General features: G+C 71.2%; 19 protein-coding genes. 8 read left to right on the top strand and 11 right to left on the bottom strand.

What is annotated here, in order from left to right:
* Positions 1-41: 41 nt before the first annotated feature.
* The 9 genes from ACSMXO_RS05845 to ACSMXO_RS05805 form a co-directional block, all read right to left on the bottom strand.
* On the bottom strand, positions 42-1,154 hold the full coding sequence (locus tag ACSMXO_RS05845; RefSeq protein ID WP_455416953.1) for a glycosyltransferase family 4 protein: 1,113 nt from the start codon (positions 1,152-1,154) through the stop codon (positions 42-44).
* Between the two features lie 143 nt (positions 1,155-1,297).
* Positions 1,298-1,975 carry a BON domain-containing protein gene (locus tag ACSMXO_RS05840; protein WP_455416952.1) on the bottom strand — a complete coding sequence of 226 codons (678 nt, stop codon included), beginning with the start codon at positions 1,973-1,975 and terminating at the stop codon, positions 1,298-1,300.
* Between the two features lie 312 nt (positions 1,976-2,287).
* Positions 2,288-4,054, bottom strand: coding sequence for a trypsin-like peptidase domain-containing protein (locus tag ACSMXO_RS05835; protein ID WP_455416951.1), 1,767 nt, complete (start codon positions 4,052-4,054; stop codon positions 2,288-2,290).
* 62 nt (positions 4,055-4,116) lie between these two features.
* Positions 4,117-5,742, bottom strand: coding sequence for an ATP-binding protein (locus tag ACSMXO_RS05830; RefSeq protein ID WP_455416950.1), 1,626 nt, complete (start codon positions 5,740-5,742; stop codon positions 4,117-4,119).
* Positions 5,739-6,443, bottom strand: a complete 705-nt coding sequence (locus tag ACSMXO_RS05825) for a response regulator transcription factor (protein WP_101369786.1) — start codon at positions 6,441-6,443, stop codon at positions 5,739-5,741. The genes ACSMXO_RS05830 and ACSMXO_RS05825 overlap by 4 nt, the downstream gene beginning before the upstream one ends.
* A 129-nt stretch (positions 6,444-6,572) precedes the next feature.
* Positions 6,573-7,301 (bottom strand): PadR family transcriptional regulator, encoded by a 729-nt coding sequence (locus ACSMXO_RS05820; protein WP_455416949.1) that lies wholly within the window; start codon positions 7,299-7,301, stop codon positions 6,573-6,575.
* Between the two features lie 7 nt (positions 7,302-7,308).
* Positions 7,309-7,737 carry a DUF4097 family beta strand repeat-containing protein gene (locus ACSMXO_RS05815; protein ID WP_455416948.1) on the bottom strand — a complete coding sequence of 143 codons (429 nt, stop codon included), beginning with the start codon at positions 7,735-7,737 and terminating at the stop codon, positions 7,309-7,311.
* 130 nt (positions 7,738-7,867) lie between these two features.
* The gene (locus tag ACSMXO_RS05810; RefSeq protein WP_455416947.1) at positions 7,868-8,872 is read right to left on the bottom strand and encodes a lysophospholipid acyltransferase family protein; all 1,005 of its coding nucleotides are present in this window, start codon (positions 8,870-8,872) and stop codon (positions 7,868-7,870) included.
* Between the two features lie 89 nt (positions 8,873-8,961).
* Positions 8,962-9,774 (bottom strand): GNAT family N-acetyltransferase, encoded by an 813-nt coding sequence (locus tag ACSMXO_RS05805; protein ID WP_455416946.1) that lies wholly within the window; start codon positions 9,772-9,774, stop codon positions 8,962-8,964.
* A gap of 309 nt (positions 9,775-10,083) precedes the next feature.
* On the opposite strand from ACSMXO_RS05805, the gene ACSMXO_RS05800 reads away from it, so the two are divergent.
* From ACSMXO_RS05800 to ACSMXO_RS05780, 5 genes are all read left to right on the top strand, one after another.
* Positions 10,084-11,022, top strand: coding sequence for an ABC transporter ATP-binding protein (locus ACSMXO_RS05800; protein ID WP_346261660.1), 939 nt, complete (start codon positions 10,084-10,086; stop codon positions 11,020-11,022).
* The gene (locus ACSMXO_RS05795) at positions 11,019-11,849 is read left to right on the top strand and encodes an ABC transporter permease subunit (protein WP_346261661.1); all 831 of its coding nucleotides are present in this window, start codon (positions 11,019-11,021) and stop codon (positions 11,847-11,849) included. Before ACSMXO_RS05800 ends, ACSMXO_RS05795 begins: the two co-directional genes overlap by 4 nt.
* Before the next feature lie 242 nt (positions 11,850-12,091).
* On the top strand, positions 12,092-15,853 hold the full coding sequence (locus ACSMXO_RS05790; RefSeq protein WP_455416945.1) for a multifunctional oxoglutarate decarboxylase/oxoglutarate dehydrogenase thiamine pyrophosphate-binding subunit/dihydrolipoyllysine-residue succinyltransferase subunit: 3,762 nt from the start codon (positions 12,092-12,094) through the stop codon (positions 15,851-15,853).
* Between the two features lie 83 nt (positions 15,854-15,936).
* The gene (locus ACSMXO_RS05785) at positions 15,937-16,116 is read left to right on the top strand and encodes a DUF6104 family protein (RefSeq protein WP_203859024.1); all 180 of its coding nucleotides are present in this window, start codon (positions 15,937-15,939) and stop codon (positions 16,114-16,116) included.
* 505 nt (positions 16,117-16,621) lie between these two features.
* Positions 16,622-17,068, top strand: coding sequence for a hypothetical protein (locus tag ACSMXO_RS05780; RefSeq protein ID WP_455416944.1), 447 nt, complete (start codon positions 16,622-16,624; stop codon positions 17,066-17,068).
* A 449-nt stretch (positions 17,069-17,517) separates the two neighbouring features.
* Here ACSMXO_RS05780 and ACSMXO_RS05775 read toward each other — a convergent pair whose 3' ends face one another.
* Positions 17,518-17,685 (bottom strand): hypothetical protein, encoded by a 168-nt coding sequence (locus ACSMXO_RS05775; protein ID WP_346261664.1) that lies wholly within the window; start codon positions 17,683-17,685, stop codon positions 17,518-17,520.
* Positions 17,686-17,810: 125 nt separating this feature from the next.
* Here ACSMXO_RS05775 and ACSMXO_RS05770 point away from each other — a divergent pair, with 125 nt between their 5' ends.
* The 3 genes from ACSMXO_RS05770 (at position 17,811) to ACSMXO_RS05760 (ending at position 22,316) form a co-directional block, all read left to right on the top strand.
* Positions 17,811-20,054, top strand: coding sequence for an MMPL family transporter (locus ACSMXO_RS05770; protein ID WP_455416943.1), 2,244 nt, complete (start codon positions 17,811-17,813; stop codon positions 20,052-20,054).
* A gap of 135 nt (positions 20,055-20,189) precedes the next feature.
* Positions 20,190-21,137 (top strand): alpha/beta hydrolase family protein, encoded by a 948-nt coding sequence (locus ACSMXO_RS05765; protein WP_455416942.1) that lies wholly within the window; start codon positions 20,190-20,192, stop codon positions 21,135-21,137.
* A gap of 183 nt (positions 21,138-21,320) precedes the next feature.
* Positions 21,321-22,316 (top strand): alpha/beta hydrolase family protein, encoded by a 996-nt coding sequence (locus tag ACSMXO_RS05760; RefSeq protein ID WP_455416941.1) that lies wholly within the window; start codon positions 21,321-21,323, stop codon positions 22,314-22,316.
* Between the two features lie 78 nt (positions 22,317-22,394).
* On the opposite strand, the gene ACSMXO_RS05755 is transcribed toward ACSMXO_RS05760, so the two are convergent.
* Positions 22,395-23,642, bottom strand: coding sequence for a hypothetical protein (locus tag ACSMXO_RS05755; RefSeq protein ID WP_455416940.1), 1,248 nt, complete (start codon positions 23,640-23,642; stop codon positions 22,395-22,397).
* Positions 23,643-23,947 lie beyond the last annotated feature (305 nt).

Genomic DNA, 23,947 nt, shown 5'->3' with positions numbered 1-23,947 from the left:
TCAAGCGGTGGCCGCGGCCGACGGCGGCCGGACCGGCGGTGTCACCAGGCGACGGTCGGTGCCGACGCCGGCCGGACCGGCGGTTCGAGGCCCGGTTCGACGACGGCCCGGTAGACCCGCTCGTAGTCCCCGGCCATCCGCTCGGCGGAGAACTCCCGGCGGACGTGCGCCACGCAGGCCCCCGGGTCCAGCCGGGACACCTCCCGCAGCGCCGGCCCCAGCTCGGACGGGTCTTCGCAGATCAGCCCGGTCTCACCGTGCCGGATCAGCTCCGGCACGGCTCCGCGGTCGAGCGCGACCACCGGGGTACCGGTGGCCATCGCCTCCACCATCACCATGCCGAACGGCTCCTCCCAGCGGATCGGCATGATCAGGCAGCGGGCGGCGAGCAGCAGCCGCACCGTGGCGTCCCGGTCAGGGTTGCGCAGCACCGTCACGTCCGGGCCGAGCATCGGCTCGACGACCTGTTCGAGATAGCGGCGCTCGGACCGCTCGTCGCACTTGCCGGCCAGCACCAGCGGCAGGCCGGCGGCCCGGCACGCCTCGATGGCCAGGTCCGGGCCCTTGTCGGCGCTGAACCGGGCGAGCCAGAGCACCGGGCCCATCCCCGGCGCCGACTTGGTCACCAGGTTGCCGGTCGAGATTCCGTTGTGCACGGTGGCGACCCAGGGCAGTTCCGGAGCCAGCCGGCGCTGGGTGTGCGAGATCGCCACCAGCCCGACCTTCGGGTCGACGTCGGCGAGCACCTCCCGCAACTCGCCGGTCGGCTTGCCGTGCACGGTGGCGATCGTCGGCACCGACCGGTCGGCGGCGTACGGGCCGACGGTGGTGTGGTCGTGCACGATGTCGAACGACTCCGGCGAAATCATCCGGTTGACCCGGGTCAGGTGGGCCAGCTCCGGCAGGGTCTGGCCCAGCCGGTGATGCTGCAACTCCGGGACGGTCCCGACGAAGTGCGCCGCGGTACCCGTCCCGGTCCCCGCGCCGAAGAGGGTCACCTCGTGCCCCTTTGCCGCCAGCCCGTCGACCAGGGCCGAGCAGACCTGCTCCAGGCCGCCGTAGCCGGGCGGCGGCAGCTCGTACCAGGGCGGGACGACCATCGCGATACGCAGCCGGCGCTCCGGCTGTGCCCGCTCGGACGGGTTCGTGCTCACGGAGGCGTCCTCCCCTCGGGGCCGGCCGGTCGGATGGTCGCCACCGACTCCGCCGTCCGGCGCCGCGGATCGACGTGGAAGCTTCTTCTGCCCGCGGTCGGCCCGGGCCGACCCGGATCAGGTCGCGAGGAGGCCGACACGGGTCAGGTCGCGAGGCGGAGCCGCATCTCGACCTCGCCCACCCCGGGCGCGGCCCAGGCCACCCGCTCCGCCTCCTCCCGCTCCAACCACGACCGCACCTCGCCGGTGAGCACCACGGTCCCCTCGTCGACATCGATCTCGATCAGGTCGGCGTCGATGTCGATCCGCCGGGCGAGAGCGCTGCGGATGTCCCGTTTGAGGTCCTCCTCGTTCAGGTCGCCGGCCGGCGCCACGGCGATCAGGTTCGTCACCCCGCGTACCCCGGTCAGCCGGCGTACCGCCCGCTCGGCGGCCCGCTTCTGGTAGCCCCGCTCGACCTCGCCGCGCAGCGTCAGCCAACCGTTGGCGGCGGTCACCTGGATCCGGTCGACCGGCACGAAGGCGTCCCACTCCAGGGCCCGGCTCGCCGCGGTCGCGATGTCGGTGTCGGTGCGCTCGGCCGTGCCCGGCAGGCGTACCTCGATGTCGTTGGCGACCGCCCGGTTGCCCCGGATCCGGTGCGCGATCCGCTCCGCGGCCCACTTCTTGGCGTAGCTGTCCACCCAGCCGGTCAGGGTCACGATGCCGCTGGAGACCGACACACCCACCTCGCTGGCCCGTACCCGGGCGTCCCAGGCGAGCTCGGCCAGCACGTCACGCTGGATGTCAGTGTCGCTGCGCGCCATGGTCGCGGTACTCATCGCCGCTCCTCCCCGGGTCCTCGCGGTCACCGACCCACGGTCGAGACCCGAGTCCGTGCCTGCCAGACCAACCCCGATATTCGCCCCGCTCCGGGTGAGCCGGGCTCACCTGGAGCAGGTGAAGCGGGGCGAGGATCCGAGCCGGGGGCCGGGGCCGGGGCGGGAGCGGCGGAGCGGCGGGTGCCGGGGACAAGGAGGAGCGGCGGGCGACCTGACCAACCCCCTTGGTCACGTCGCCCGCCGCTCTGGGGAGGAGGCTTGACTTCCGTCCTGCGGAAGGGTCTGCCCCGAAAGCGTACGGTCGCTCTTTCCTTACGACGTTTCGGCGAGCGTCACGGTTGCCGTCTTTTCGACTCCGTTTCGGGTGTACGTCACCTGCACCTGGTCACCCACCTTGCCGGCCTGTACGGCACCGACCAGATCGTCGGCGTCGCCGATCTTCGTGTCGCCGAACTGGGTGACCACGTCGCCCTGCTGGAGGCCGGCCTTGGCGGCCGGGCTGTCCGGCACGACACCGCTGATCAGTGCCCCGCCGTTCTCCGCCGGGGTGACCTGGACCCCGAGCGACGGGTGGCTGACCTTCTCGCCGCGCTGGAGCGCGCCTGCGACCGCCGTGGCCTTGTTGCTCGGGATGGCGAAACCGACGCCGATGTTGCCGCTGCCCTGGCCGGCGGTGAGGATCGCGGTGTTGATGCCGATCACCTCCGCCCTGGTGTTGACCAGCGCGCCGCCGGAGTTGCCCGGGTTGATCGGGGCGTCGGTCTGCAACAGGCCGGAGATCGAGCTGGCGGCGCCCTGCTGCTGCGGCTGCTCGAACGGGTTCTGCGGCTGCTCGCCCTCGCCACCGGACCGGATGGTCCGGTCCCGGGCGCTGATGATGCCGGCGGTCACCGACCCCTGCAGGCCGAGCGGGCTGCCCAGCGCCAGCACCTGGTCGCCGATCTGCATCGCGTCGCTGTCGCCGAACTTCGCGGGGGACAGCCCCGAGACACCCTCGGCCTTCACCACGGCCAGGTCGGTCTTCGGGTCGGTGCCCATCACCTTGGCGTCGGCGGTCTTGCCGTCGGCGAAGAACACCTTGACGGTGCCGCCGTTGGCGCTGGCCACCACGTGGTTGTTGGTCAGCACGAAGCCGTCGGCGCTCATCACCACGCCCGAGCCCTCGGTGTTCTTGGTGCTGATCGACACCACGCTGTCCTGCACCTGCGCGGCGATCTTCGGCAGATCGGCCGCGTTGATCACCGGGGCCGCCGTGTAGGTCCGGTTGGTCACCGACGGCGAGTCGTCCAGCGCCGTCGCGATGGCCCCACCGGCGAGCCCGGAGCCGACCATCAGGGCCAGCGCGGCAACTCCGACCGCCACCGCCTTACCGACCCGGCCACCGGAGGAGGCCGGTGCGGGACTGCCCGGGGTGGCCCAGGGCGGCGGCACCGGGCCGCCGAGGTGCGGCGGCTGGGGCGGCGCCCCGGCTCCGGGGTGACCCGGCGACCATGCCGAGTGGGGCTGGCCGGTGGTCGGCGCCTGCCACGGGCTGCCGCCGGCCTGCGCCGGAACGCCACCGGTCCGACCGGTCGGGGGGAAGCTGTACGGCTGGCCAGAGGCGGGCGCCGTGCCGTACGGGCCGGTGCCGTAGGGCTGGCCGGAGGCGGGCGCGGCGGCGTAGGGGTTGCCGCCGTAGGGCTGTCCGGAGGCTGGGGCGCCACCGTAGGGCTGGCCCGCGGCCGGCGCGCCCGCGTACGGCTGGCCGGAGGCCGGCACCCCGCTGTGGGGCTGCTCGGCGGTCGGCCTCGTCGCTCCGTACGCCCCGACGCCGTAGGGGTCGGCGGCGGGCTGTACGGCGGTCGCCGGCTCGGACCGGTCGCCGGACGGGGTGCCGTCCGAGGCACCGGTCGCGGCGAAGCTGGCGGTCGAGTCGGTCGAGCTGGCGGGGCTGGCGGCGGCCGGGGTGGCCGGGTCGGCGGTGGAGGCGCCGGAGTCGGACTGCCCGCGGTCGTCGCGCGGCAGCTCGGCGGTGGGGTGCGAGTGCTCGCGGTCGGCGGTCACCGGCCGCCGCTGCGGGTCGGTCTCGAAGTCGCTCATGTCCTTACCTTGCCCCCTCGCTCTGCGACGTACCTGGAGCCCGCCTGGATATTGGCTGAGAATTACTCTACGTCGATTGATTCGGCGATTTCCGGTTCCTCGGCGGCCTCCGGTTCCTCGGTGACCTCCGGTGCGCGCGGCAGCCGGACCCGGAAGGTCGCGCCGCCGCCCGGGGTGTCAACCACCTCGACGCTGCCGTTATGCCCCGCCACCAGGGCCGCCACGATGGCCAGGCCGAGCCCCGTGCTGACCCCACCGCCCGCCTGGCGGGTCCGCGCGGCGTCCGCCCGGTAGAACCGCTCGAAGACCCGCTCGGCCTGCTCCGCCGAGAGCCCCGGGCCGGTGTCGGCGACCTCGATCACCGCATCCTCCCGCTCGGCTCGTAACCGCAGCGTCACCGCCGCCTCCGGCGGGGTGTGGGTGAGCGCGTTGGTCATCAGGTTGCCGAGCACCTGCCGCAGCCGGGCATCGTCGCCGAGCACCACCAGCGAGCCGGCCCCCGGCTCGATCTCCAGGGTGATGGAGCGGTCCGGCGCGACCACCTTGGCCGCCTGCACCGCGTCGCTGGCCAGCACCGGAAGCTCCACCGGCGCCAGGGTGAGCGGCCGTTCCCGGTCGAGCCGGGCCAGCAGCAGCAGGTCCTCGACGAGCAGGCCCATCCGGGCCGCCTCGTCCTCGATCCGGCGGATCAGCCGGGCGGTGTCCTCGGGCGAGCCGGCGGCGCCCTGCCGGTACAGCTCGGCGAAGCCCCGGATGGTGGTCAGCGGGGTACGCAGTTCGTGCGAGGCGTCCGCGATGAACTGCCGCATCCGCTCCTCGGAGCGCAGTGCCCGGGACTCCGACGCCTGGGCGGCGATCGCGGCGTTGCGGGCCGCGGTCGCCGCGCTGCGGGCGTTCGCCTCGGCCGCCCGGGCGGCCGACTCCGAGGCCGCCCGCGCGGTGAAGGCCACCTCGATCTGGCTGAGCATCGTGTTCAGCGCCCGGGACAGCCGGCCGAGTTCGGTTTTCGCCTCGATCTCACCCGGTTCCGGATCGGGTACCCGTCTGGACAGGTCTCCGCCGGCGATGGCCGCCGTGGTCCGCTCGATCTCCACGAGTGGTTTCAGGCTGGTACGCACGATCGCCGCCCCCGCCGCGGCGAGCGTGATCAACACCGAGCCGCCGACCAGTACGTCGATCCAGATCAGTTCCTTGACCGCCAGGTCGACGTCGGTGAGGTGCTGCCCGACCGCCAGGTAGGTGCCGCTCGGCCACTGCACCACCATCATCCGCCAGCGGAACCTGTGGTCGATCGACGAGACGGTGAAGAAGTCGCCCCCGGCGTGCCGCTCGTACCAGGTGGCGTCGTTGAGGGCGGGCAGGTTGTTCTCGTTCAGGGTCCGGTCGTAGAGCGGATTGAAGATGCCGACCTCCCGGTCGGCCCGCACGATCAGGTAGTCGGTCGGCAGCGCGCCGCGGCCGGCCGCCACGTCGTCGTAGAGCCGCTGGACCTCCTGCGCGTTCGCGTCGCGGGCGAAGCTCGCCAGTTCGTCGTCGATCCGGCCGACCAGGTAGCTGCGCAGGAAGAAGGCGGTCATCACGCTGATCACCACCAGCGCGGCGGCGACCAGGACGAGTACGGCGGCGACCAGCTTGACCCGTAGCGGCGTGGCGCGGAGCCGCCCCTTCAGCGGCAGGGCGACATTCACGCCGCCGGCTTGCGGAGCACGTACCCGACCCCGCGCAGGGTGTGGATCAGCCGGGGCTGGGTAGTGTCGATCTTGCGCCGCAGGTAGGAGATGTAGGACTCCACGATGTTGTCGTCGCCCCGGAAGTCGTAGTTCCAGACGTGGTCCAGGATCTGTGCCTTGGAGAGCACCCGGTTGGCGTTGAGCATCAGGTAGCGCAGCAGCTTGAACTCGGTCGGCGAGAGCTGCACCCGCTTGCCGGCCCGGTGCACCTCGTGGGTCTCCTCGTCCAGTTCCAGGTCGGCGAAGGTGAGCCGGGACGGCGCGTGCTCGCCGGTGGCGGTACGCCGCAGCACCGCCCGGATCCGGGCGGTCAGCTCCTCCAGGCTGAACGGCTTGGTGACGTAGTCGTCGCCGCCCAGGGTCAGCCCACGGATCTTGTCGTCGGTCGCGTCCCGGGCGGTGAGGAAGACCACCGGGGTACGGGTACCGCCCTCGCGGAGCAGCCGGATCACCTCGAAGCCGTCGAGGTCGGGCAGCATGACGTCGAGCACGACCAGGTCGGGTCGCCGCTCCTTCGCCGCGCTGACCGCCGCGCTCCCACTGGTGGCGGTGGCCACGTCGAAGCCGGCGAATCGCAGACTGGCGGAGAGCAGCTCGAGAATGTTCGGGTCGTCCTCCACGACGAGTAGCCGTGCCTCGCTCTGCGTTGTCGCTGCCATCTGGCCATCATCCGCGCCTCCGCTGCGGCTCGGCTGAGCATCCCCTGAAAACTTTCTGAGAGCGCCCGAGCAGCCTCCGCTCGCCACGGAGCAGCGCCCGCCGAGCAACCGGCGGAGCGGTTGCCGGGATCAGCGGAGCAGCCGGCGCAGCCCGTCCAGCGCGCCGTGCAATACCCGGGCCGCCGTACGCAACTGGGTCTCGGTGAACCTGCCGCTGCGGGCCAGCGCCCGCACCTCGGTGACGAAGAGCAGCAACTGCCGGTCGAACTCGGCGCCCGGGTCGTCCCCCTGTGCCGCCGACCAGCCGCCCGGCGGCTGCTCCCCGGTACGCGCCCCCGCCGACCAGCCGCCCGGGATCCACTCCTCGGCATGCTGCCCCGCCGACCAGTCACCGCCGGCCGCCGCGGCACCCGACGCCGCGCCCGGGTACGCCGCACCCGGGGCGGACCGCCGGTCACCCCGGCGGCTCTCCCGGGCGGCCGCCCGAAGCTCCTGCTTCAGGTCGCGCACCGAGCCGCGTACCTCGGAACGGATCTCACCGGCCAGTTTCGCCAGGTCGGAGACCGAGGCGCGGATCTCCGACTCCAGACTGGCCACCTCGTCGGCGCGCTGCCGCAGCTCGGCCCGGCCCGCCTCGGTGATCTGGTAGACCTTCCGGCCGCCGACGGCGTCGTGCGTGACCAATCCCTCCGCCTCCAACCGGGCGAGGCGGGGATATATGGTGCCGGCGCTCGGCGCGTACAGGCCGAGGAAGCGCTCCTCCAGCAGCCGGATCAGCTCGTAGCCGTGCCTCGGCCCGTCGTCCAGGAGCTTGAGCAGATAGAGCCGGAGCCGGCCGTGGCCGAACACCGTCGTCATCTCGCCCTCACTCCGCCGACCGCCGGGCCAGCAACACGATGCTCCCGGACATAGTGGTGGCGCGGAGACTACCGCCCCCGGCGCCGAGGGTCCCCTGGCGGTCGCTGGACCAGCGCGGCGCGATGCCCACCTCAAGCTGGGTGAAGTCCGTGGTGATCCGCCCCGAGGTGGTGTGCAGGTGCACGTCGAGGTCGCTCTCCTCGGGTATCCGTACCGTCACGCTGCCCGAGGTGGCGCCGAGCTCGATCTCGCTCCGGCCGGGGTTGCCCAGGTCGCAGGTGATCGCCCCGGAGACCGTACTGGCCCGGACCCGTTCGGCGGTCCCGCCGGCCAGGATCAGCTCACCGGAGACCGTCTCCATGGTTCGGACGACGAGCTGGTCGACCGATTCGGTGAGGGTCAGCCGGCGCGGCCCGTCCACGGTCCAGCTCGGCATGGCGACTCCCCTGGTGCTGGCCGGTCCGGCCGGCGGGAGGCGCGGGCACGGACGGCGGACGTGCGTACCGCCACGATAACGCGATACATCGCGTTTCCGGAACGCCCGCCCGGCCGACCCGGCAGCGTTGTCAGGCCGCCAGCTCCAGGGGTACCCCGCCGGCCGGACGCTCTGGCGGGGCGGCTGGACCGGCCGCCCGCACCGCCGCCTCGGCCGCCGCGGCGAGCCGGCGACGGTCCGCCGGGCCGTCGAACCACGGCTCGTCGACCACGGTCAGGGTCACCACCAGGCCGCGCAGCGCCAGCACCCGGCGTACCGAGGTGTAGAGGCTCTCCTCTGCCAGGAAGGCCGCCGCCGTGGTGTCGACGGCCCGGACCTGGCCGGTCGCCGCCGCACCGACCGCCGAGGCACCGGTCGGGCCGACCGGTGTACCGGTCGCGCGGCGGCCGGCGGAGAACTCGATGCGGTAGCCGAGATGCACCGGTACCACCGGGGCCGCCACGTCGACGGCGGCCTGGAACATGGCCGGACGGAACCGGATCGTCCAGCCACAGCTTCCGGCCGCCCGTGGTACGCCGCACCAGGTCGTACCCTCCGGAAAGACCGCGACGACCCCCTCGGCGCGGAGCACCTCCGCCACCTCGGCCACGGTCTGCGGGAGGGTGCGCGGCCGGGTCCGGTCGATGAAGATGGTGCCGCCGAGCGCCGCCAGCGGCCCGATCAGCGGCCAGCTCCGCACCTCGTGCTTGGCCAGCAGCCGGGCCGGGGTCACCGCGAGGATCGCGACCACGTCGAGCCAGGAGACGTGGTTGGCCACCAGCAGCGCCCGCCGCAGCGGCGGCCGGCCCCGCACGTCGAGCCGGATCCCACCGGCCCGCAACACGGTACGGGCCCAGGCCCGCCCGGCGACCTCCCGGCCGGACCGGGGAAGCACCGGCAGTACCGGCAGCAGCAGAACGCCGAAGAGCAGGGCCCCGACCAGCGCCACCAGCCGACCGAGTTGGCGCGGCCCGGAGGCCCTCGGCAGCTGGCCCGGGTCGGGCAGGCAGTCCGGCCCGCAGATCGAGTGCGGCCGCCAGAGTGATCCACCGGTGTGCAGCGACCGGCCCGGGACCGTGCGGGTGCGGGTGTTCACTGAACCCTTTCCAACCTGAACCGCGCGGCGCTCACACACCGCGTCGGACCTCGCCCTCCGACGGACCGCAAGGGGAGGTGGCAAAAGGTTCACTGGTCCGGACCGAGGAAGTGCCGGCGGTACCGGCCGGGCATCCGGTCCATCGAGAGCAGGACGTAGAAGTCGGCCACGTCGAACTCCGGGTCGTACGCCGGCTCCCCGCAGACCCAGGCGCCCAGCCGCAGGTAGCCGCGGAGCAGCGGCGGCATCGCCACCCGGCCCCGGGCGGCGGCCGGCGCCCCGGACGGTACCTCCGCCTCGGCGGCCGCCAGCGCGGCCGCGCCGGCCGGCTCGGCCAGCCAGGGCCGGTGTGGCCGGACCCGCATCGGCGGCGGCGACAGGTTCCGGCGCCGGACCTCCGACCAGACCCCGACCGCCGTCGCTCCGGCGTCGTCCAGCGGCACCGAGGTGCAGCCGGCGAGCCAGCGCAAACCGCGCAGTTGGAGGTAGCGGGCGATCCCCGCCCACATCAGGTTGATCACGGCACCGGTCCGGTGCGCCGGGTCGACGCAGGACCGGCCGATCTCGACGAGCTCGTCGCGCAGCGGTGCGAGCGGGGAGAGGTCGAACTCGCCCTCGGCGTACCGGCGACCGGCCCGGGCGGCCCGGTCCGGCGTCAGCATCCGGTACGTGCCGACCACCGCACCCGACTCGTCCTCCCGGACGATGAGGTGCTCGCAGTACGGGTCGAACTCGTCGATGTCGAGCCCGGTCACCGGCGAGTGGAGGTTCGCGCCGAACTCTTCGACGAACACGGTGTGCCGGAGGCGCTGTGCGGCGGCTACCTGCGACGCGCTGTCGGCGATCAGCAGGGTGTATCCGCTGGTCCCGGTTCGTGCCGGGGCGGTGAGCAGAACGGCCATGGTCTCTGTGTAGGCCCCCGGACTGCCCTGGACGTGTCGACCGACGGCCGACGGCGTGTCGATCCGGTGAACGGGATGTGGTATCAGCCCGGCACGGCCGGCTTCGCGTGCCGCCCCCCGGCAGCTCGTCCGAACTGGTAGATTCGCCCCTCCTCCCCAGACGCCGCGCGGCTCGTGCTGCAGGAGGACGGGCTCCTGCCCAGGTATGACAACCGGTTCCGCAATCATTCCGATTGACCGCGCGGCCCACAATGTCGACGCTGGGTGACGGCGTGGCCGGCACGGCGGCGCCTCACGGAGGGGAGAGAGATGTCTGACGGGCGGTTAAGCCCAACAGCCGGAAGTGGCCAGATAGTGGTCTCCGGTCTCACGAAGGTCTATCGCAATGTCCGAGCGGTCGACGATCTGTCGTTCACCGTCGAGCCGGGCCGGGTGACCGGCTTCCTGGGGCCCAACGGTGCCGGCAAGACGACCACACTGCGGATGCTGCTCAACCTTGTCACTCCGACGGCGGGCACCGCGACGATCGGCGGCGCCCGCTACGCCGACCTGTCGCAGCCGATCCGGCACGTCGGCGCGGTGCTGGAGGCGTCGAGCGCGCACAAGGGCCGCACCGGGATCAACCACCTGCGGGTGACCTGCGCCGCGGCCGGGCTGCCGAAGCAGCGGGCCGACGAGGCGCTGGCACTGGTGGGGCTCACGCCGGCGGCGAAGCGGAAGTTCAAGGGCTACTCGCTCGGCATGAAGCAGCGGCTCGGCATCGCCGCCGCGATGCTCGGCGACCCCCGGGTGCTGATCCTCGACGAGCCGGCCAACGGGCTCGACCCGGAGGGCATCCGGTGGATGCGCGGCTTCCTCAAGGCGCTCGCCGCCGAGGGGCGTACGGTGCTGGTCTCCAGCCACCTGCTCTCCGAGATGCAGCTACTCGCCGACGACGTGGTGATCATCGCCGCCGGCAAGCTGGTCCGGCAGGGCCGGGTCGACGAGGTGGTCGGCTCGATGGCGCAGACGGGCCGGGTCCGGGTCCGGACCCCGCAGAGTGACGAGCTGACCACGGCGCTGACCGACAACGGTGCCCGGGTGACCCGGGGCGACGACGGCGTGCTGCTGGTCGAGGGGACGGACGCCCCGGCGGTGGGCCGGGCCGCACTGGCGGCAAAGGTCGAGCTGCACGAGCTGACCACGGAGCGACCCGACCTCGAAGGGGTCTTCCTGGAGCTGACGGCCGGAAAGGCGGGGATCCGATGAACCTGGTCCGATCCGAGCTGCTGAAGATCCGTACGACGAACACCTGGTGGGTCTTCGGGCTCATCACGCTGCCCCTCTGGGGCCTGACCCTGTTGATCAACTACTTCCAGTCCCAGGCGCTGCTCGACCCGGCCAGCGTCGGGGTACCGGAGGCCGACGCGCAGGACGCGCAGTTCCAGGCGGCCGGTGAGCACGTCAACATCGCGGCGAACCTCTACACCAACGGCCAGTTCTTCGGCGTACTGATCGTGATGCTGCTGGGTGTACTGGTGGTAACGAACGAGTTCTTCCACCAGACCGCCACGACGACCTTCCTGACCACGCCGCACCGCACCGCCGTGGTGGTGGCGAAGCTGGTCGCCGCCGGCATCCTCGGGCTGATCTTCTGGGTGATCACCACCGGACTCAACCTGATCTTCACCCCGCTGATCCTGGGCAGCCTGGACGTGTCGAGCCAGCTCGGCGAGGGCGCCATCTGGCAGGCGATCGGCCTGAACGGGCTGGCGTACCTGCTCTGGGCCGTTTTCGGGATCGGGTTCGGGGTGCTGATCCGCAGCCAGATCGGCGCCACCGTCACGGCGCTGCTGGTCTACCTGGCCGGTTACATCGGGGCGATCATCGTGCTGGGGATCCTGGCCGACCGGTTCGGCGACTGGATCAACAACCTTCAGTTGATCGTCCCGTCGCTCGCCTCTCAGTTGATGGCGACCGGCACCGACCTGCCGGGCAGCCCGCCCCGGTGGGCGGGTGCGCTGGTCATGATCGCGTACGCCGTGGTGACCGGCACGATCGGCACGTTGATCATGCGCAAGCGGGACGTCTCCTGACCCTGCGGACAGGATCGTCGGATCGTCGGAACCCGGTCGGGGTCAGTGGCCCCGGCCGGGTTCCGCCGTTACCGAACGACCGACAACTCGCAAAACCTGTGAAACGCGACACGGGCCCGATGCGACAATGCTGTCGGTTACCGCACGGCGTAGCCTTGGACCCGTCTTTCGACGCAGCCCCCCGACCGGGTGGCAGGAGACCGCGTGACACACAACCCGCGTGAAAGAGGCGATTACCGGCCGTGTCGACCCAGCAGACTTCGCAGGAAAATCCACTGGCGGGGTTCGGCCCCAATGAGTGGATCGTCGAGGAAATGTACCAGCGTTACCTCGCCGACCCCGCCAGCGTCGATCCAGCCTGGCACGACTTCTTCGCCGACTACCGACCCGCGGCCGGGCAACCCGGCCCGGACGGTGGCGACGCCGGTGACGCCACGGTGACCGGCGCCAAGGGCCGCTCCGGCACAGCCGTCGAGCAGCCCCCCGCGACCGCACGCACCTCCGCGAAGACCGAGGCCGCGCCGGCCACCCCGGCGCCGGCCAAGCGCAGCACCCCGGCGCCGGACGGCAAGGCCGCTGCCCCGGCGAAGCCGGCCGCGAGTGCCCCGAAGGCCGCCGCGCCGAGCCCCGCCGGCAAGGGCGCTGCCCAGCCCGCCGGCGCCCAGACCACCCCGCTGCGCGGCGTGGCCGCCCGGATCGTGCAGAACATGGACGCCTCGCTGGCGGTGCCGACCGCGACCAGCGTCCGCGCGGTCCCGGCCAAGCTGCTGGTGGACAACCGGATCGTCATCAACAACCACCTCGCCCGGGGCCGGGGCGGCAAGGTCAGCTTCACCCACCTGATCGGCTGGGCGCTGATCAAGGCGCTCGCCGAGCACCCGGAGATGAACAACTCCTTCGCCGAGGTCGACGGCAAGCCGGCACTGGTCAAGCCGGAGCACGTCAACCTGGGCATCGCGATCGACCTGGCCAAGCCGGACGGCTCGCGCACCCTGGTGGTGCCGTCGATCAAGGCCGGCGAGCAGATGGACTTCCGGCAGTTCTGGCAGGCGTACGAGGACATCGTCCGGCGGGCCCGGCGCAACGAGCTGACCATGGAGGACTACGGCGGTACGACGATCTCGCTGACCAACCCGGGCGGGATCGGCACCGTGCACTCCCAGCCGAGGCTGATGGTCGGCCAGGGCACCATCATCGGGGTCGGCGCGATGGAATACCCGGCGCCGTACCAGGGGATGTCCGAGGAGACCCTGGCCGAGCTGGCGGTCAGCAAGATCATCACGCTGACCAGCACGTACGACCACCGGATCATCCAGGGCGCGCAGTCCGGCGAGTTCCTCAAGACCATCCACGAGCTGGTCCTCGGCGAGCACGGCTTCTACGACGAGATCTTCACCTCGCTGCGCATTCCTTACGAGCCGGTGCGCTGGATGCGGGACGTGGCGGTCAGCTCCGAGGGACAGATCGACAAGACCGCCCGGGTGATCGAGATCATCCACGCGTACCGGGTCCGTGGACACCTGATGGCGGACACCGATCCGCTGGAGTTCAAGATCCGTAAGCACCCGGACCTCGACGTACTCCAGCACGGCCTGACGCTGTGGGACCTCGACCGCACCTTCCCGGTCGGCGGCTTCGCCGGCAAGCAGAAGATGAAGCTGCGCGAGGTCCTCGGGGTGCTCCGGGACTCCTACTGCCGCCGGGTCGGCGTGGAGTACATGCACATCCAGGACCCGGAGGAGCGGCGCTGGATCCAGGAGCGGATCGAGCGGCAATACACCAAGCCCGCGCCGGACGAGCAGAAGCACGTGCTCAACCGGCTCAACGCGGCCGAGGCGTTCGAGACCTTCCTCCAGACCAAGTACGTCGGCCAGAAGCGCTTCTCGCTGGAGGGCGGCGAGTCGCTGATCCCGCTGCTCGGCGAGGTGCTGGAGTCGGCCGCCGAGAACGACCTCGACGAGGTCGTGATCGGGATGGCTCACCGGGGCCGCCTGAACGTGCTGGCCAACATCGTCGGCAAGCCGTACGAGAAGATCTTCTCGGAGTTCGAGGGGCACCTCGACCCGCGCTCGACGCAGGGCTCCGGCGACGTGAAATACCACCTGGGCCAGGCCGGCAAGTTCACCACGCCGGACGGCGAGCACTCGATCAAGGTGTCGGTGACCGCCAACCCGTCCCACCTGGAGGCGGTCGACCCGGTGCTGGAGGGGATCGTCCGGGCCAAGCAGGACCGGATCGACCTCAAGCTGGAGGGCTACACCGTGCTGCCGGTGGCGGTGCACGGCGATGCCGCCTTCGCCGGCCAGGGCGTGGTCGCCGAGACGCTCAACCTGTCTCAGCTACGCGGCTACCGCACCGGCGGCACCGTGCACGTGGTGGTGAACAACCAGGTCGGCTTCACCACCGCACCGGAATACTCGCGGTCCAGCCTCTACAGCACCGACGTGGCCCGGATGATCCAGGCGCCGATCTTCCACGTCAACGGCGACGACCCGGAGGCCGTGGTCCGGGTGGCCCGGCTGGCCTTCGAATACCGGCAGGCGTTCAACAAGGACGTCGTGATCGACATGGTCTGCTACCGGCGGCGCGGGCACAACGAGGGCGACGACCCGGCCATGTCCAACCCGTTGATGTACAAGATCATTGACTCGAAGCGGTCGGTCCGGAAGCTCTACACCGAGGAGCTGATCGGGCGCGGTGACATCACCGTGGAGGACGCGGAGGAGCTGCTGCGCGACTTCCAGGCCCAGTTGGAGCGGGTCTTCAAGGCGACCCGGGACGCCGCCTCGTCGGCCCGGCCGGCCACCCGGCCCCGCCGCCAGCCGGAGCCCGAGCCGCAGGTGGAGACCGCCACCACCGTCCCCGCACTCCGCGCGGTCGGTACGGCGCACACCTCGCTGCCCGACGGCTTCACCCCGCACAAGCGGATCCAGCAACTACTGGACCGGCGGGCCAAGATGACCGAGTCCGGCAACATCGACTGGGGCCTCGGCGAGATCATCGCGTTCGGCACGCTGCTCCAGGACGGGGTGACCGTCCGGCTCGCCGGCCAGGACTCCCGGCGTGGCACCTTCGTGCAGCGGCACGCCGTCATCGTGGACTCCCGGACCGGTGCCGAGCACACCCCGCTGAGCACCCTGGCCGGGGACCGGGCCCGGTTCTTCGTACACGACTCCCTGCTCAGCGAGTACGCCGCGATGGGCTTCGAGTACGGCTACTCGGTGGAGAACACCGAGGCGCTGGTGCTCTGGGAGGCGCAGTTCGGCGACTTCGCCAACGGCGCGCAGACCGTGGTCGACGAGTTCATCTCGTCCGGCGAGGTGAAGTGGGCCCAGCAGTCGGCGGTGACCCTGCTGCTGCCGCACGGGCACGAGGGCCAGGGTCCGGACCACACCTCCGGCCGGCCGGAGCGGTTCCTCCAGCTCTGCGCCGAGGACAACATGCGGATCGCCATCCCGAGCACCCCGGCGAACTACTTCCACCTGCTGCGCCGGCAGGCGCTCTCGCCGAAGCGCAAGCCGCTGGTGGTCTTCACCCCGAAGTCCCTGCTCCGGCACAAGCTCTGCGTGTCCAGTGTGCAGGACTTCACCACCGGCACCTTCCAGCCGGTGCTGACCGACAGCTCGGGCGTGGCGCCGGAGGCGGTCAAGCGGGTGCTGCTCTGCTCCGGCAAGGTCTACTACGACCTGCTCCAGGCCCGAACCGAGCGGGGCATCACCGACACCGCGATCGTCCGGATGGAGCAGCTCTATCCGCTGCCGGTCGAGGAGGTCCGGGCCACGCTGGCGCAGTACCCGAACGCCGAGGACTTCGCCTGGGTCCAGGAGGAGCCGGCCAACCAGGGCGCCTGGTCGTTCGTCGCGCTCAACCTGCTGGAGCACCTGGAGGGCGTACGCCTGCGCCGGATCTCCCGGCCAGCGGCGGCCGCCCCGGCGGTCGGCTCGGCGAAGATGCACGACGTCGAGCAGTCCGCGCTGATCGAGGCGGCACTGCCCCGCCCCTGAAGTAGGTAAGGAAGGGACCCCTTCATATACGGAAAGCGATATGAAGGGGTCCCCTCCTTTCAGCACCGCCGAGAGAGGACGTCGTGTACTTCACCGACCGAGGCATCGAGGAACTCGTCGAGCGCCGGGGTACCGAGACGGTCACCCTGGAGTGGCTGGGCGCGCGGCTGCGCGACTTCGTCGACCTGAACCCCGACTTCGAGACGCCGGTCGAGCGGTTCGCCACCTGGCTGGCCCGGCTCGACGACGAGGACGACCTCTGACGGCCGTCGAGCGGCCGCTTCCGTTGCCAGGGCTGAGGCCACAGTGGTCATCGGGTATCTGGTTCCGGAGTGAGGGTCCAGCTCGACCATGATCCTTACCAAGCTGGTTCTTCAACCTGCGCATTGCTTGCGGGCGGTGATCGTCAGGTCACGCTCGATGGTTTCCGACGTCGTACCTGGGTGCCGGTCTGCTCTTGCGTGAGCCGGGTGGCCGCCGGGGCCCGTCGGGCGGGTTTCGGCGCGCTGGCGGGCAAGGCGAGGGGCCGCTCGATTGAACCTTTTTCAACCTGAACCGCGCGGCGCTTACCGCACCGCGTCCGACCTTGCGGTTCGTCCGACCGCAGGGGGAGGCTGAAAAAGGTTCATTTGACCCGGGCGACTGTGGAGAGCTTGGCGTGGTGTATCAGGCTGACCCGTACGACATGCACATCACGTGGCATGCCCAGGCCATCGTCATCATCGACGCGAGCGGCAATGTTCTGAACATGAAGGGATAGTCCGCATCGTGAGCCGACGAGTGATCATCCTTGCCGTCACCGTGGCTCTCACGGTACTTACCACCACGACCGGCTGTGGCCTGTTCGGTGTCAGCCAGAGCGAACCCGATCGGGCGGAGTACGACGAACGCTTCGTCCTGCCGAACAAACCTCACAAATCTCCGTCCGGCCAGTACATCGCGTCGGTGATCGCCGGCCCCCAGCAGAACGGCGTGAAGACCCGGATCGTGGTCATCACCGACAGCGTAGGCAAGGAAGTGTTCCACGACGACACGCCCTACAGTCTCCGGCACGGCGTTGGCGTGACCTGGCTGTCGTCCAAGGACCAGCTATGGATCCTCTCCAGCGACATTGGCACGTCCTACGTGCAGAGTGATGGCTCCACCTGGACCAAGACATCCATCACACCCGAGACCGTCAAGGACATCCCCAAGGAAATCCAGGACCTGGAATAAGTAGGGGTCTGCTTGCCTCAGCCCTCAGATCGGGCCTCACACTGCGCTCCATCGGATGGCTCGGCCATCATCACGTAGCGACGCAATTCGTGCCGAAGCCCGCAACAGGAGCGTGGCCGCATCACGCACCCACAACGGGCCAAACCTGGCCGGCGTCGAGCCCGAGTCGCTGAGCCACGACGGGCACAGCAGCGGCAACCGGTCCGGGCGGCCGGGTGCCGGGGAGCCGACCGTGGCCGGTAGCTGGTGCGGCATCACCTGGCCCGGCTCGACAGGACCGGGATCACGACGTACTCAGACGCGGCAACGACCGGGAGTTCTACCGGACCCTCGGATATCGGCCCGTGCACGCCATCCCGGTGCCGGATGGTAGCCGGATCTGCCTGATGCGGCGGGCGCCGAACACCGACGACGGCACGGACGCATGACCGCGAGCCCCAAGGGGCAGCTCAGCCGAATGCGAGCCAGCCGACCAGCGCGCCCACGACGACCGCGACCGCGATCCCGATGATCAGCGGCAGCCTGGACGGCGGTTCGGCGGTCGCCGATTCAGGAGAGTGGACGAAGGCCCGGAACGCCTCGGTGTTGCCGCTGGGGTCAGGGTGCTGATCAGCCATGCCGAGCACGATAGCGAACCGGCGCACGGTCAGGCTCGCCCTACCCTCGCGGCGTGGCCGCCCCTACCTAGGACCAGGGTGCTCGCCGGATCGAACCGGATCGGTGCGGCTCATAGCGTCGGTGCATGACCACGTCGACCATTCTGCCGCCGCCGGCCACCGGCTCCGACGCCGGCCCGGCGACCTCTCGCAAGGGCAACCTGGCCGCGAGAATCGCCGGCTGGAGCGCCCGGCACCGGGGCATGGCCGTCCTCGGGTGGCTGCTGTTCGTGATTGCGGCGACCGCGCTCAGCGCCGTCATCGGCACCGTCGAGGCGAAGAGCAGCGAGTCCGGGCACGGCGACTCCCGCCGGGCAGACGAGATCATCGCCGCCGCCGGCTTCCCCGACCGGGCCGCCGAGATGGTACTCATCGAAAGCGACCGCCTGGTCGCGGAGGATCCCGCCTTCCGGGCCGCGGTCACCGACACGGTCGCCGCCGTCGAGGGCACCGGCCAGGTGCTGGACGTCCGGTCGGACGCGGTCTCCGGCGACCGGCACGCCGTACTGGTCACCTTCGCGCTGACCGGACCGGCCGACGACGCCGCCGACCGGGTCGGACCGGTACGCGACGCGGTCGCCGCCGTGCAACGCGACCATCCCGAGCTGTACGTGGCGCAGACCGGCGGGGCCAGCATCGGCGAGGCGATCGGCAAGACCCTGGACGCCGACATGCACCGGCTGTCGATGCTCTCCATCCCGGTGACGCTGGGCATCCTGATCGTGGCGTTCGGGGCGCTGCTCGCCGCCGTACTGCCGATGGGGCTGGCCCTGACCGCGTTCCTGGGCTCGCTCGGGCTGCTCGCCGTGGCCAGCCGGTTCGCTCCGGCGGTCGACACCACGATGCACCTGATGCTGCTGATGGGGCTCGCGGTCGGGGTGGACTACTGCCTGTTCTACCTGCGTCGGGAGCGTGAGGAGCGGGCCCGGGGCGCCGACCCGGAGCAGGCGCTCGCGATCGCCGCCGCCACCTCTGGCCGGTCGGTGCTGATCTCGGCGCTGACCGTGATCATCGCGATGTCCGGGATGTTCCTGACTCAGGACACCACCTTCATCAGCCTGGCGACCGGCACGATCCTGGTGGTGGCCACCGCCGCCGTCGGGGCGCTCACCGTACTGCCGGCGGTGCTGAGCAAGCTCGGCGACCGGATCGACCTGGGCCGGGTACCCGGGCTCTACCGCCGGCAGTCGAGCGGCCGGTTCTGGCGCACGACCATGGGCGTGGTGCTGCGCCGGCCCGGGTTCTCCGCCGTGCTGGCCGCCGCCACCCTGCTGACCCTGGCCGTGCCGCTGCTCGGGATGCGGACCGCCGAGGAGGACATCACCGCGCTGAAGAACCCGGCCCCGGCGCTGAGCGCCTTCCTCCGGGTCAAGGCCGCCTTCCCCGGCGGCGCCGAACCGGCGGTGGTGGCGATCAGGGCGGACGACGTGACCACCCCGGCCCTGACCGCCGCGATCGACAACCTGAAGACCCGGGCGCTGGCCACCGGCCAACTGCACGAGCCGGTCACCGTCGAGGTCAACCCGGACCGGACCGTCGCGGTGGTCAAGGTGGGACTCTCCGGCTCCGGCGTCGACGCCGTCTCCGAGCGGGCGGTACGCACCCTGCGCGAACAGGTCATCCCGCGCACCGTGCAGGGCGTGGACGGTGCGGAGGTACTGGTGACCGGTCTGGCCGCCGACTCGGTCGACTTCAACGCGGCGCTGGGCCGCAGCGTGCCGCTGGTCTTCGGGTTCGTGCTGGGGCTGGCGTTCCTGCTGATGCTGGTGTCGTTCCGGTCCCTGGTGGTGGCGGTGACCGCGATCGTGCTCAACCTGCTCTCGGTGGCCGCCGCGTACGGGCTGCTGGTGCTGGTCTTCCAGCACGGCTGGGGCGAGGCGCTGCTCGGCTTCGAGTCGGTGGGCTCGATCACCAACTGGGTACCGCTGTTCCTCTTCGTGATCCTGTTCGGGTTGTCGATGGACTACCACGTCTTCGTGCTCAGCCGGATCCGGGAGGGGCACGACCGGGGCTGGCCGAGCAAGCTGGCGGTCTCCCGGGGCATCCGGGGTACCGCCGGGGTGATCACCAGCGCCGCCGTGGTGATGGTCGCGGTCTTCGCCCTCTTCACCACCGGGACGGTGGTGTCGATGAAGGAACTCGGTTTCGGCCTGGCGATCGCGGTGCTGATCGACGCGACCATCGTCCGGGCGGTACTGCTGCCCTCGGTGATGGTGCTGCTCGGGGAGCGGAACTGGTACCTGCCCCGGTGGCTGGGCTGGCTGCCCCGGCTCTCGCCAGACGAGGCCCCGCCGGGCGGGCCCACCGGGGTCGGGTTGCCGACGCGCTGAGACGTCGAAGCGGGGGGACGGGTTGCCGGGCAACCCGGATCGGGGGCGGACGGCGGGACAAACCGTCCGGGTGGCCGCCGTACGAGGACCGGAAAGCTGGCCTCGTACGGCGTTCCGCCGTCTAGCGTCGATGCTGTGCGCGTGAACCCCAAGGTCGCGGGGCTCTTCGCCCTGTTACTGCCGATCGCGCTCACCGCCAGCGGGTGGGTGGTCGCCGCTCCGGCTCCCGCGGCAATGCCCGGTTCAGCCCCGAATCGGACGTACGCGGTCGGCGTGCGTACGCTCGATCTCGGTCGCGGCACCGCCCGCCCGCTCCCGGTCACCGTCTGGTACCCGGCCCGGGACGACCGGCCCGCCAGTCCCGCCGCCAAGCCGACGGTGCCCCGCCGGGACGCCCCGGTCGCGGCCGGCCGGTTTCCGATCGTGCTGTTCAGCCACGGCCTGCACAGCCTGCCCGAGCTGCACGCCCCGCTGACCACCCGGTGGGCCTCGGCCGGCTTCGTGGTCGCCGCCCCCGCCTATCCGCACACCAAACGCGCGGCGCGCCGGTTCGACCGCAACGACATCCGCCGGCAGCCGGGTGACGCCTGGCGGGTGATCCAGTACGTCAGCCGGCTCGATCAGGTCTCCGGCGACCGGTTCTCCGGTCATCTGGCGGTGACCCGGATCGGCGCGGTGGGACACTCCGCCGGTGGCTACACCACCGCCGGGCTGTTCGCGCCGGGGCACTCGGAGTGGCTGCGCGGCGGCATCGTGATCGGCGGCGCCGGGATGCCCGGAGCCACCTTCGGCGGGCCGCCGGCACCGCTGCTCTTCGTGCACGGCGACGCCGACCGCGTCGTACCGGTGACCCGGGGTCGGGACGCCTTCCGCCGGGTGCCGTGGCCCAAGGCGTTCCTCACGGTGCGCGGCCAGGGGCACGGCGAATACCTCGTCCCGGGCCGGCGCGGCTTCACCCAGACCCTGACCGCGACGACGGAGTTCCTGCGCTGGACGCTCTACGGCGACGCCCGGGCCCGGCGTGACCTCCCGACCGGCGCCACAGCACCCGGCATCACCGTCTTCGCCGACCGTCTCGACTGAGGCGAACCCTTCCCTACCCGAACAGCCCGGCACACCCGCCCCGGCTTCCCCGGCGGCCCCGGCGGCCACGGCGGTCCGCAGGGTGGTTGCAGCGGCTCACCGCGTACACCGGGCGGTCGGCGACCCTGGCGCCGCCGGCCGAGGACGGCTCGACCGGTCGGCGGGCGAGGCAGAATCGATGCCATGCCCCGACATCCCCTCCGTGCCGCGCTCGCCACCGCGACCGTCAGCACGGCTCTGGCCGCGACCCTGGCCGGCTGCTCCGCCGGCTCCGGCCGCCCGGTCGCCGAACGGCCCGCTCCGCCGGGAAGCCCGACTCCGGACGTCACCGCCCCGGCCAGCCCGCCGCTGGTCGGCGCCGCACCGAACCGTCGATTCGCGGTCGGCGTACGGGAGCTGAGCTACAACCGGGGCGGTGACCGCAGGCTCCCGGTCACCGTCTGGTATCCGGCCGACGGCGCGCCGGGCGGCTCCCCGGACCGGGGTGCCAGGGTCGCCGACGGACGGTTTCCGGTGGTGCTGTTCAGCCACGGCCTGACCGGCCGGCCGTCGGACTACCGGACGCTGCTGGTGCGCTGGTCGGCGGCGGGCTTCGTGGTGGTGGCGCCGGCCTATCCGCACACCAGCCGGGGCGCGTCCGAACTCCAGGTGCTCGACGTGGTCAACCAGCCGGCCGACGCGTCGTACGTGCTGACCCGGGTGCTCGCGCTGGATGGCAAGGCCGGTGACCCGCTGCGCGGCCATCTCGCCGTCGACCGGGTGGCCGCGGCCGGGCACTCGGCGGGCGGCGTCACCACCATCGGGCTCTTCACGGCGGGGCGGGACGTCCGGCTCGACGCCGGGATCGTGCTCGCCGGCACCGCTCTCGGCGTCGGCACCGCGTTCACTGGGACGGCCGCGCCCCAGCTCTTCGTGCACGGGCAGCGCGACGACGTGGTGTCGTACCGGGCCGGCAAGGCGGCGTACGACCGGGTCCCCTGGCCCAAGGCGATGCTGACGCTGCCGGACGGCGACCACGTCGGCGCGCTGCTCGGCAGCGACGAGCAGGCCCTCGACGTGGTCGCCGGCACCACCATCGAGTTCCTCCGCTGGACCCTCTACGGCGACGGTCGGGCGCTGCGGCGGCTGCCGACCCAGGCGGCCCAGGGCGGGCTGGCCACCCTCGACGAGCGGCTCTGAACTCGTCCCGAGTGCCCGCTACCGCCGGCCGGGCGCGGCCGGTCCTGGCCCGACCGGCCGCGCCCGCGAGGGATGGGGCTAGCCCACCACCGGCCTCCGGTTGTCCGCGTAGAGGTTGGTCGCCCGATCCCAACTGATGCCGCGCTGGTCGGGTCGGGCTATCACGCCATATCGGTAGTTTCGCCCGAAGACATTGCCGCTCAATCGGATGTTGGCGGCATTGAGATCGGTACGCACACCGATGGAATAGTTTCCACCGTTACAGTAATTGCCCTCGAAGACGAGATTCGAGACGATCGGCCCGGTGGTCGATCCGATCATGAGGCAGGCGTTGAACGGATCTCTGGTCACCGGGTTGTACGCCTCCAGCGTATTGCCCCGGACCACGATATTCGAGGCACCGGTGGTCTGGAGCGTGTCGTTGTGCGATCCGGGCCCGCGGGTCAGATGGTGGATCCAGGAATCCTCGACAACCACGTCACTGCCGAGCCGGGGCCCGTCGATGACGTTGCTGATGTCGACCCGGCGCAGCGTGTATTCGCCACAACAGACCGCTGCCGAGTTCTTTCCCTTGCCATTGATCTCGACGTCCTCCACCAGCAGGTTGACGGCGTCGATCGTACGAATCGAATAGATCCCATCACAGGTGATCCGGGATTTCCGGATTACGACGTTCTTGGCGGTGACGGTCACGCAGCCGGTGATGTTCAGCCCGCTGAGCACCTGACCGTCCTGGGTGACCTTGATCGAACCCGAGGCCCGGAGCTTGGTGCCGGCCGGCACACCGGTGTTGTCGGGGCCAGGGAAGGAGGAGGGTGCCCGGCTGGCCGGCGCCCTGGTCATGGTCGCCGCGGCGGCCGGATCCGGCTCGTCCGGTGAGTCCCCGGGCGCCGGGGTCGTGGGGTCGGGGGTCGGCTCCGGACGGGTGGCCGACGGCAGGTCGCCGGCGGCGACTGGCTTCCCGTTCCAGGTCGACATTATGATCGTCGCGGGCGCTTCCGGCGAGTGCATGAAACCGTTCTTGCATCCGGAGACGCGCACCTTGCGGGCCGTGTAGTTGCCGAAGACGAGGCCATTCGTCTCGGGCCGGGTGCACTGGATTCTGGTGTTCTCGACCAGCGCCCCGGTGAAGCCGTCGAAAATCCGTACGGCGTGCGCTCCGCCGTACTTGATCGTGCTATTTCTGATCGTGACGTTGTCCGCCTTGATGTGCACGTACCCATTGATCTTGCGACCGTCCAGCATGGTCCCGTCCCGGGTAATGGTCATCGACCCGTCGCCGCTGCTGGCGACGGCCACGCCGATCCCGGCGAGGATGATCCCCAACGTGGCCGAACCCACCACCAGAGATCGCGGGGTACGCCAGCCGCGCCCAGGGACGCGACGGGATGGCGGTCTTTGTCGATTGTGCTGACCCGCCACAGAGAAACTCATCAAGATCCGACTCCTTCGCCGTACAGATTCGTCCGCGATCAGAGGGGCGGAACGGGACGACTGTACCCGCCGACCCCAAGCGGACGGAGACGCGAAGGAAAGGGCGAAAACCCAACCTTTATTTTTCCTAAAGTCAGGCTTTACCCCGACTTTCCGGTGCATTGCGTTGGACTTATCCTGCCCGGCTGTCCGCTTTG

The sequence above is a fragment of the Plantactinospora sp. DSM 117369 genome, assembly GCF_053764795.1.
Note: the sequence above shows the minus strand (reverse complement) of the source record. Positions and strands in the feature narration are given on the sequence as shown.

Bases quoted from the DNA above. Each gene is read 5' to 3' on its own strand.
- ACSMXO_RS05840 (WP_455416952.1), bottom strand. From the start codon at position 1,975: ATGAGTACCGCGACCATGGCGCGCAGCGACACTGACATCCAGCGTGAC.
- ACSMXO_RS05835 (WP_455416951.1), bottom strand. From the start codon at position 4,054: ATGAGCGACTTCGAGACCGACCCGCAGCGGCGGCCGGTGACCGCCGAC.
- ACSMXO_RS05825 (WP_101369786.1), bottom strand. From the start codon at position 6,443: ATGGCAGCGACAACGCAGAGCGAGGCACGGCTACTCGTCGTGGAGGAC.
- ACSMXO_RS05820 (WP_455416949.1), bottom strand. From the start codon at position 7,301: ATGACGACGGTGTTCGGCCACGGCCGGCTCCGGCTCTATCTGCTCAAG.
- ACSMXO_RS05815 (WP_455416948.1), bottom strand. From the start codon at position 7,737: ATGCCGAGCTGGACCGTGGACGGGCCGCGCCGGCTGACCCTCACCGAA.
- ACSMXO_RS05805 (WP_455416946.1), bottom strand. From the start codon at position 9,774: ATGGCCGTTCTGCTCACCGCCCCGGCACGAACCGGGACCAGCGGATAC.
- ACSMXO_RS05800 (WP_346261660.1), top strand. From the start codon at position 10,084: ATGTCTGACGGGCGGTTAAGCCCAACAGCCGGAAGTGGCCAGATAGTG.
- ACSMXO_RS05795 (WP_346261661.1), top strand. From the start codon at position 11,019: ATGAACCTGGTCCGATCCGAGCTGCTGAAGATCCGTACGACGAACACC.
- ACSMXO_RS05775 (WP_346261664.1), bottom strand. From the start codon at position 17,685: ATGGCTGATCAGCACCCTGACCCCAGCGGCAACACCGAGGCGTTCCGG.
- ACSMXO_RS05770 (WP_455416943.1), top strand. From the start codon at position 17,811: ATGACCACGTCGACCATTCTGCCGCCGCCGGCCACCGGCTCCGACGCC.
- ACSMXO_RS05760 (WP_455416941.1), top strand. From the start codon at position 21,321: ATGCCCCGACATCCCCTCCGTGCCGCGCTCGCCACCGCGACCGTCAGC.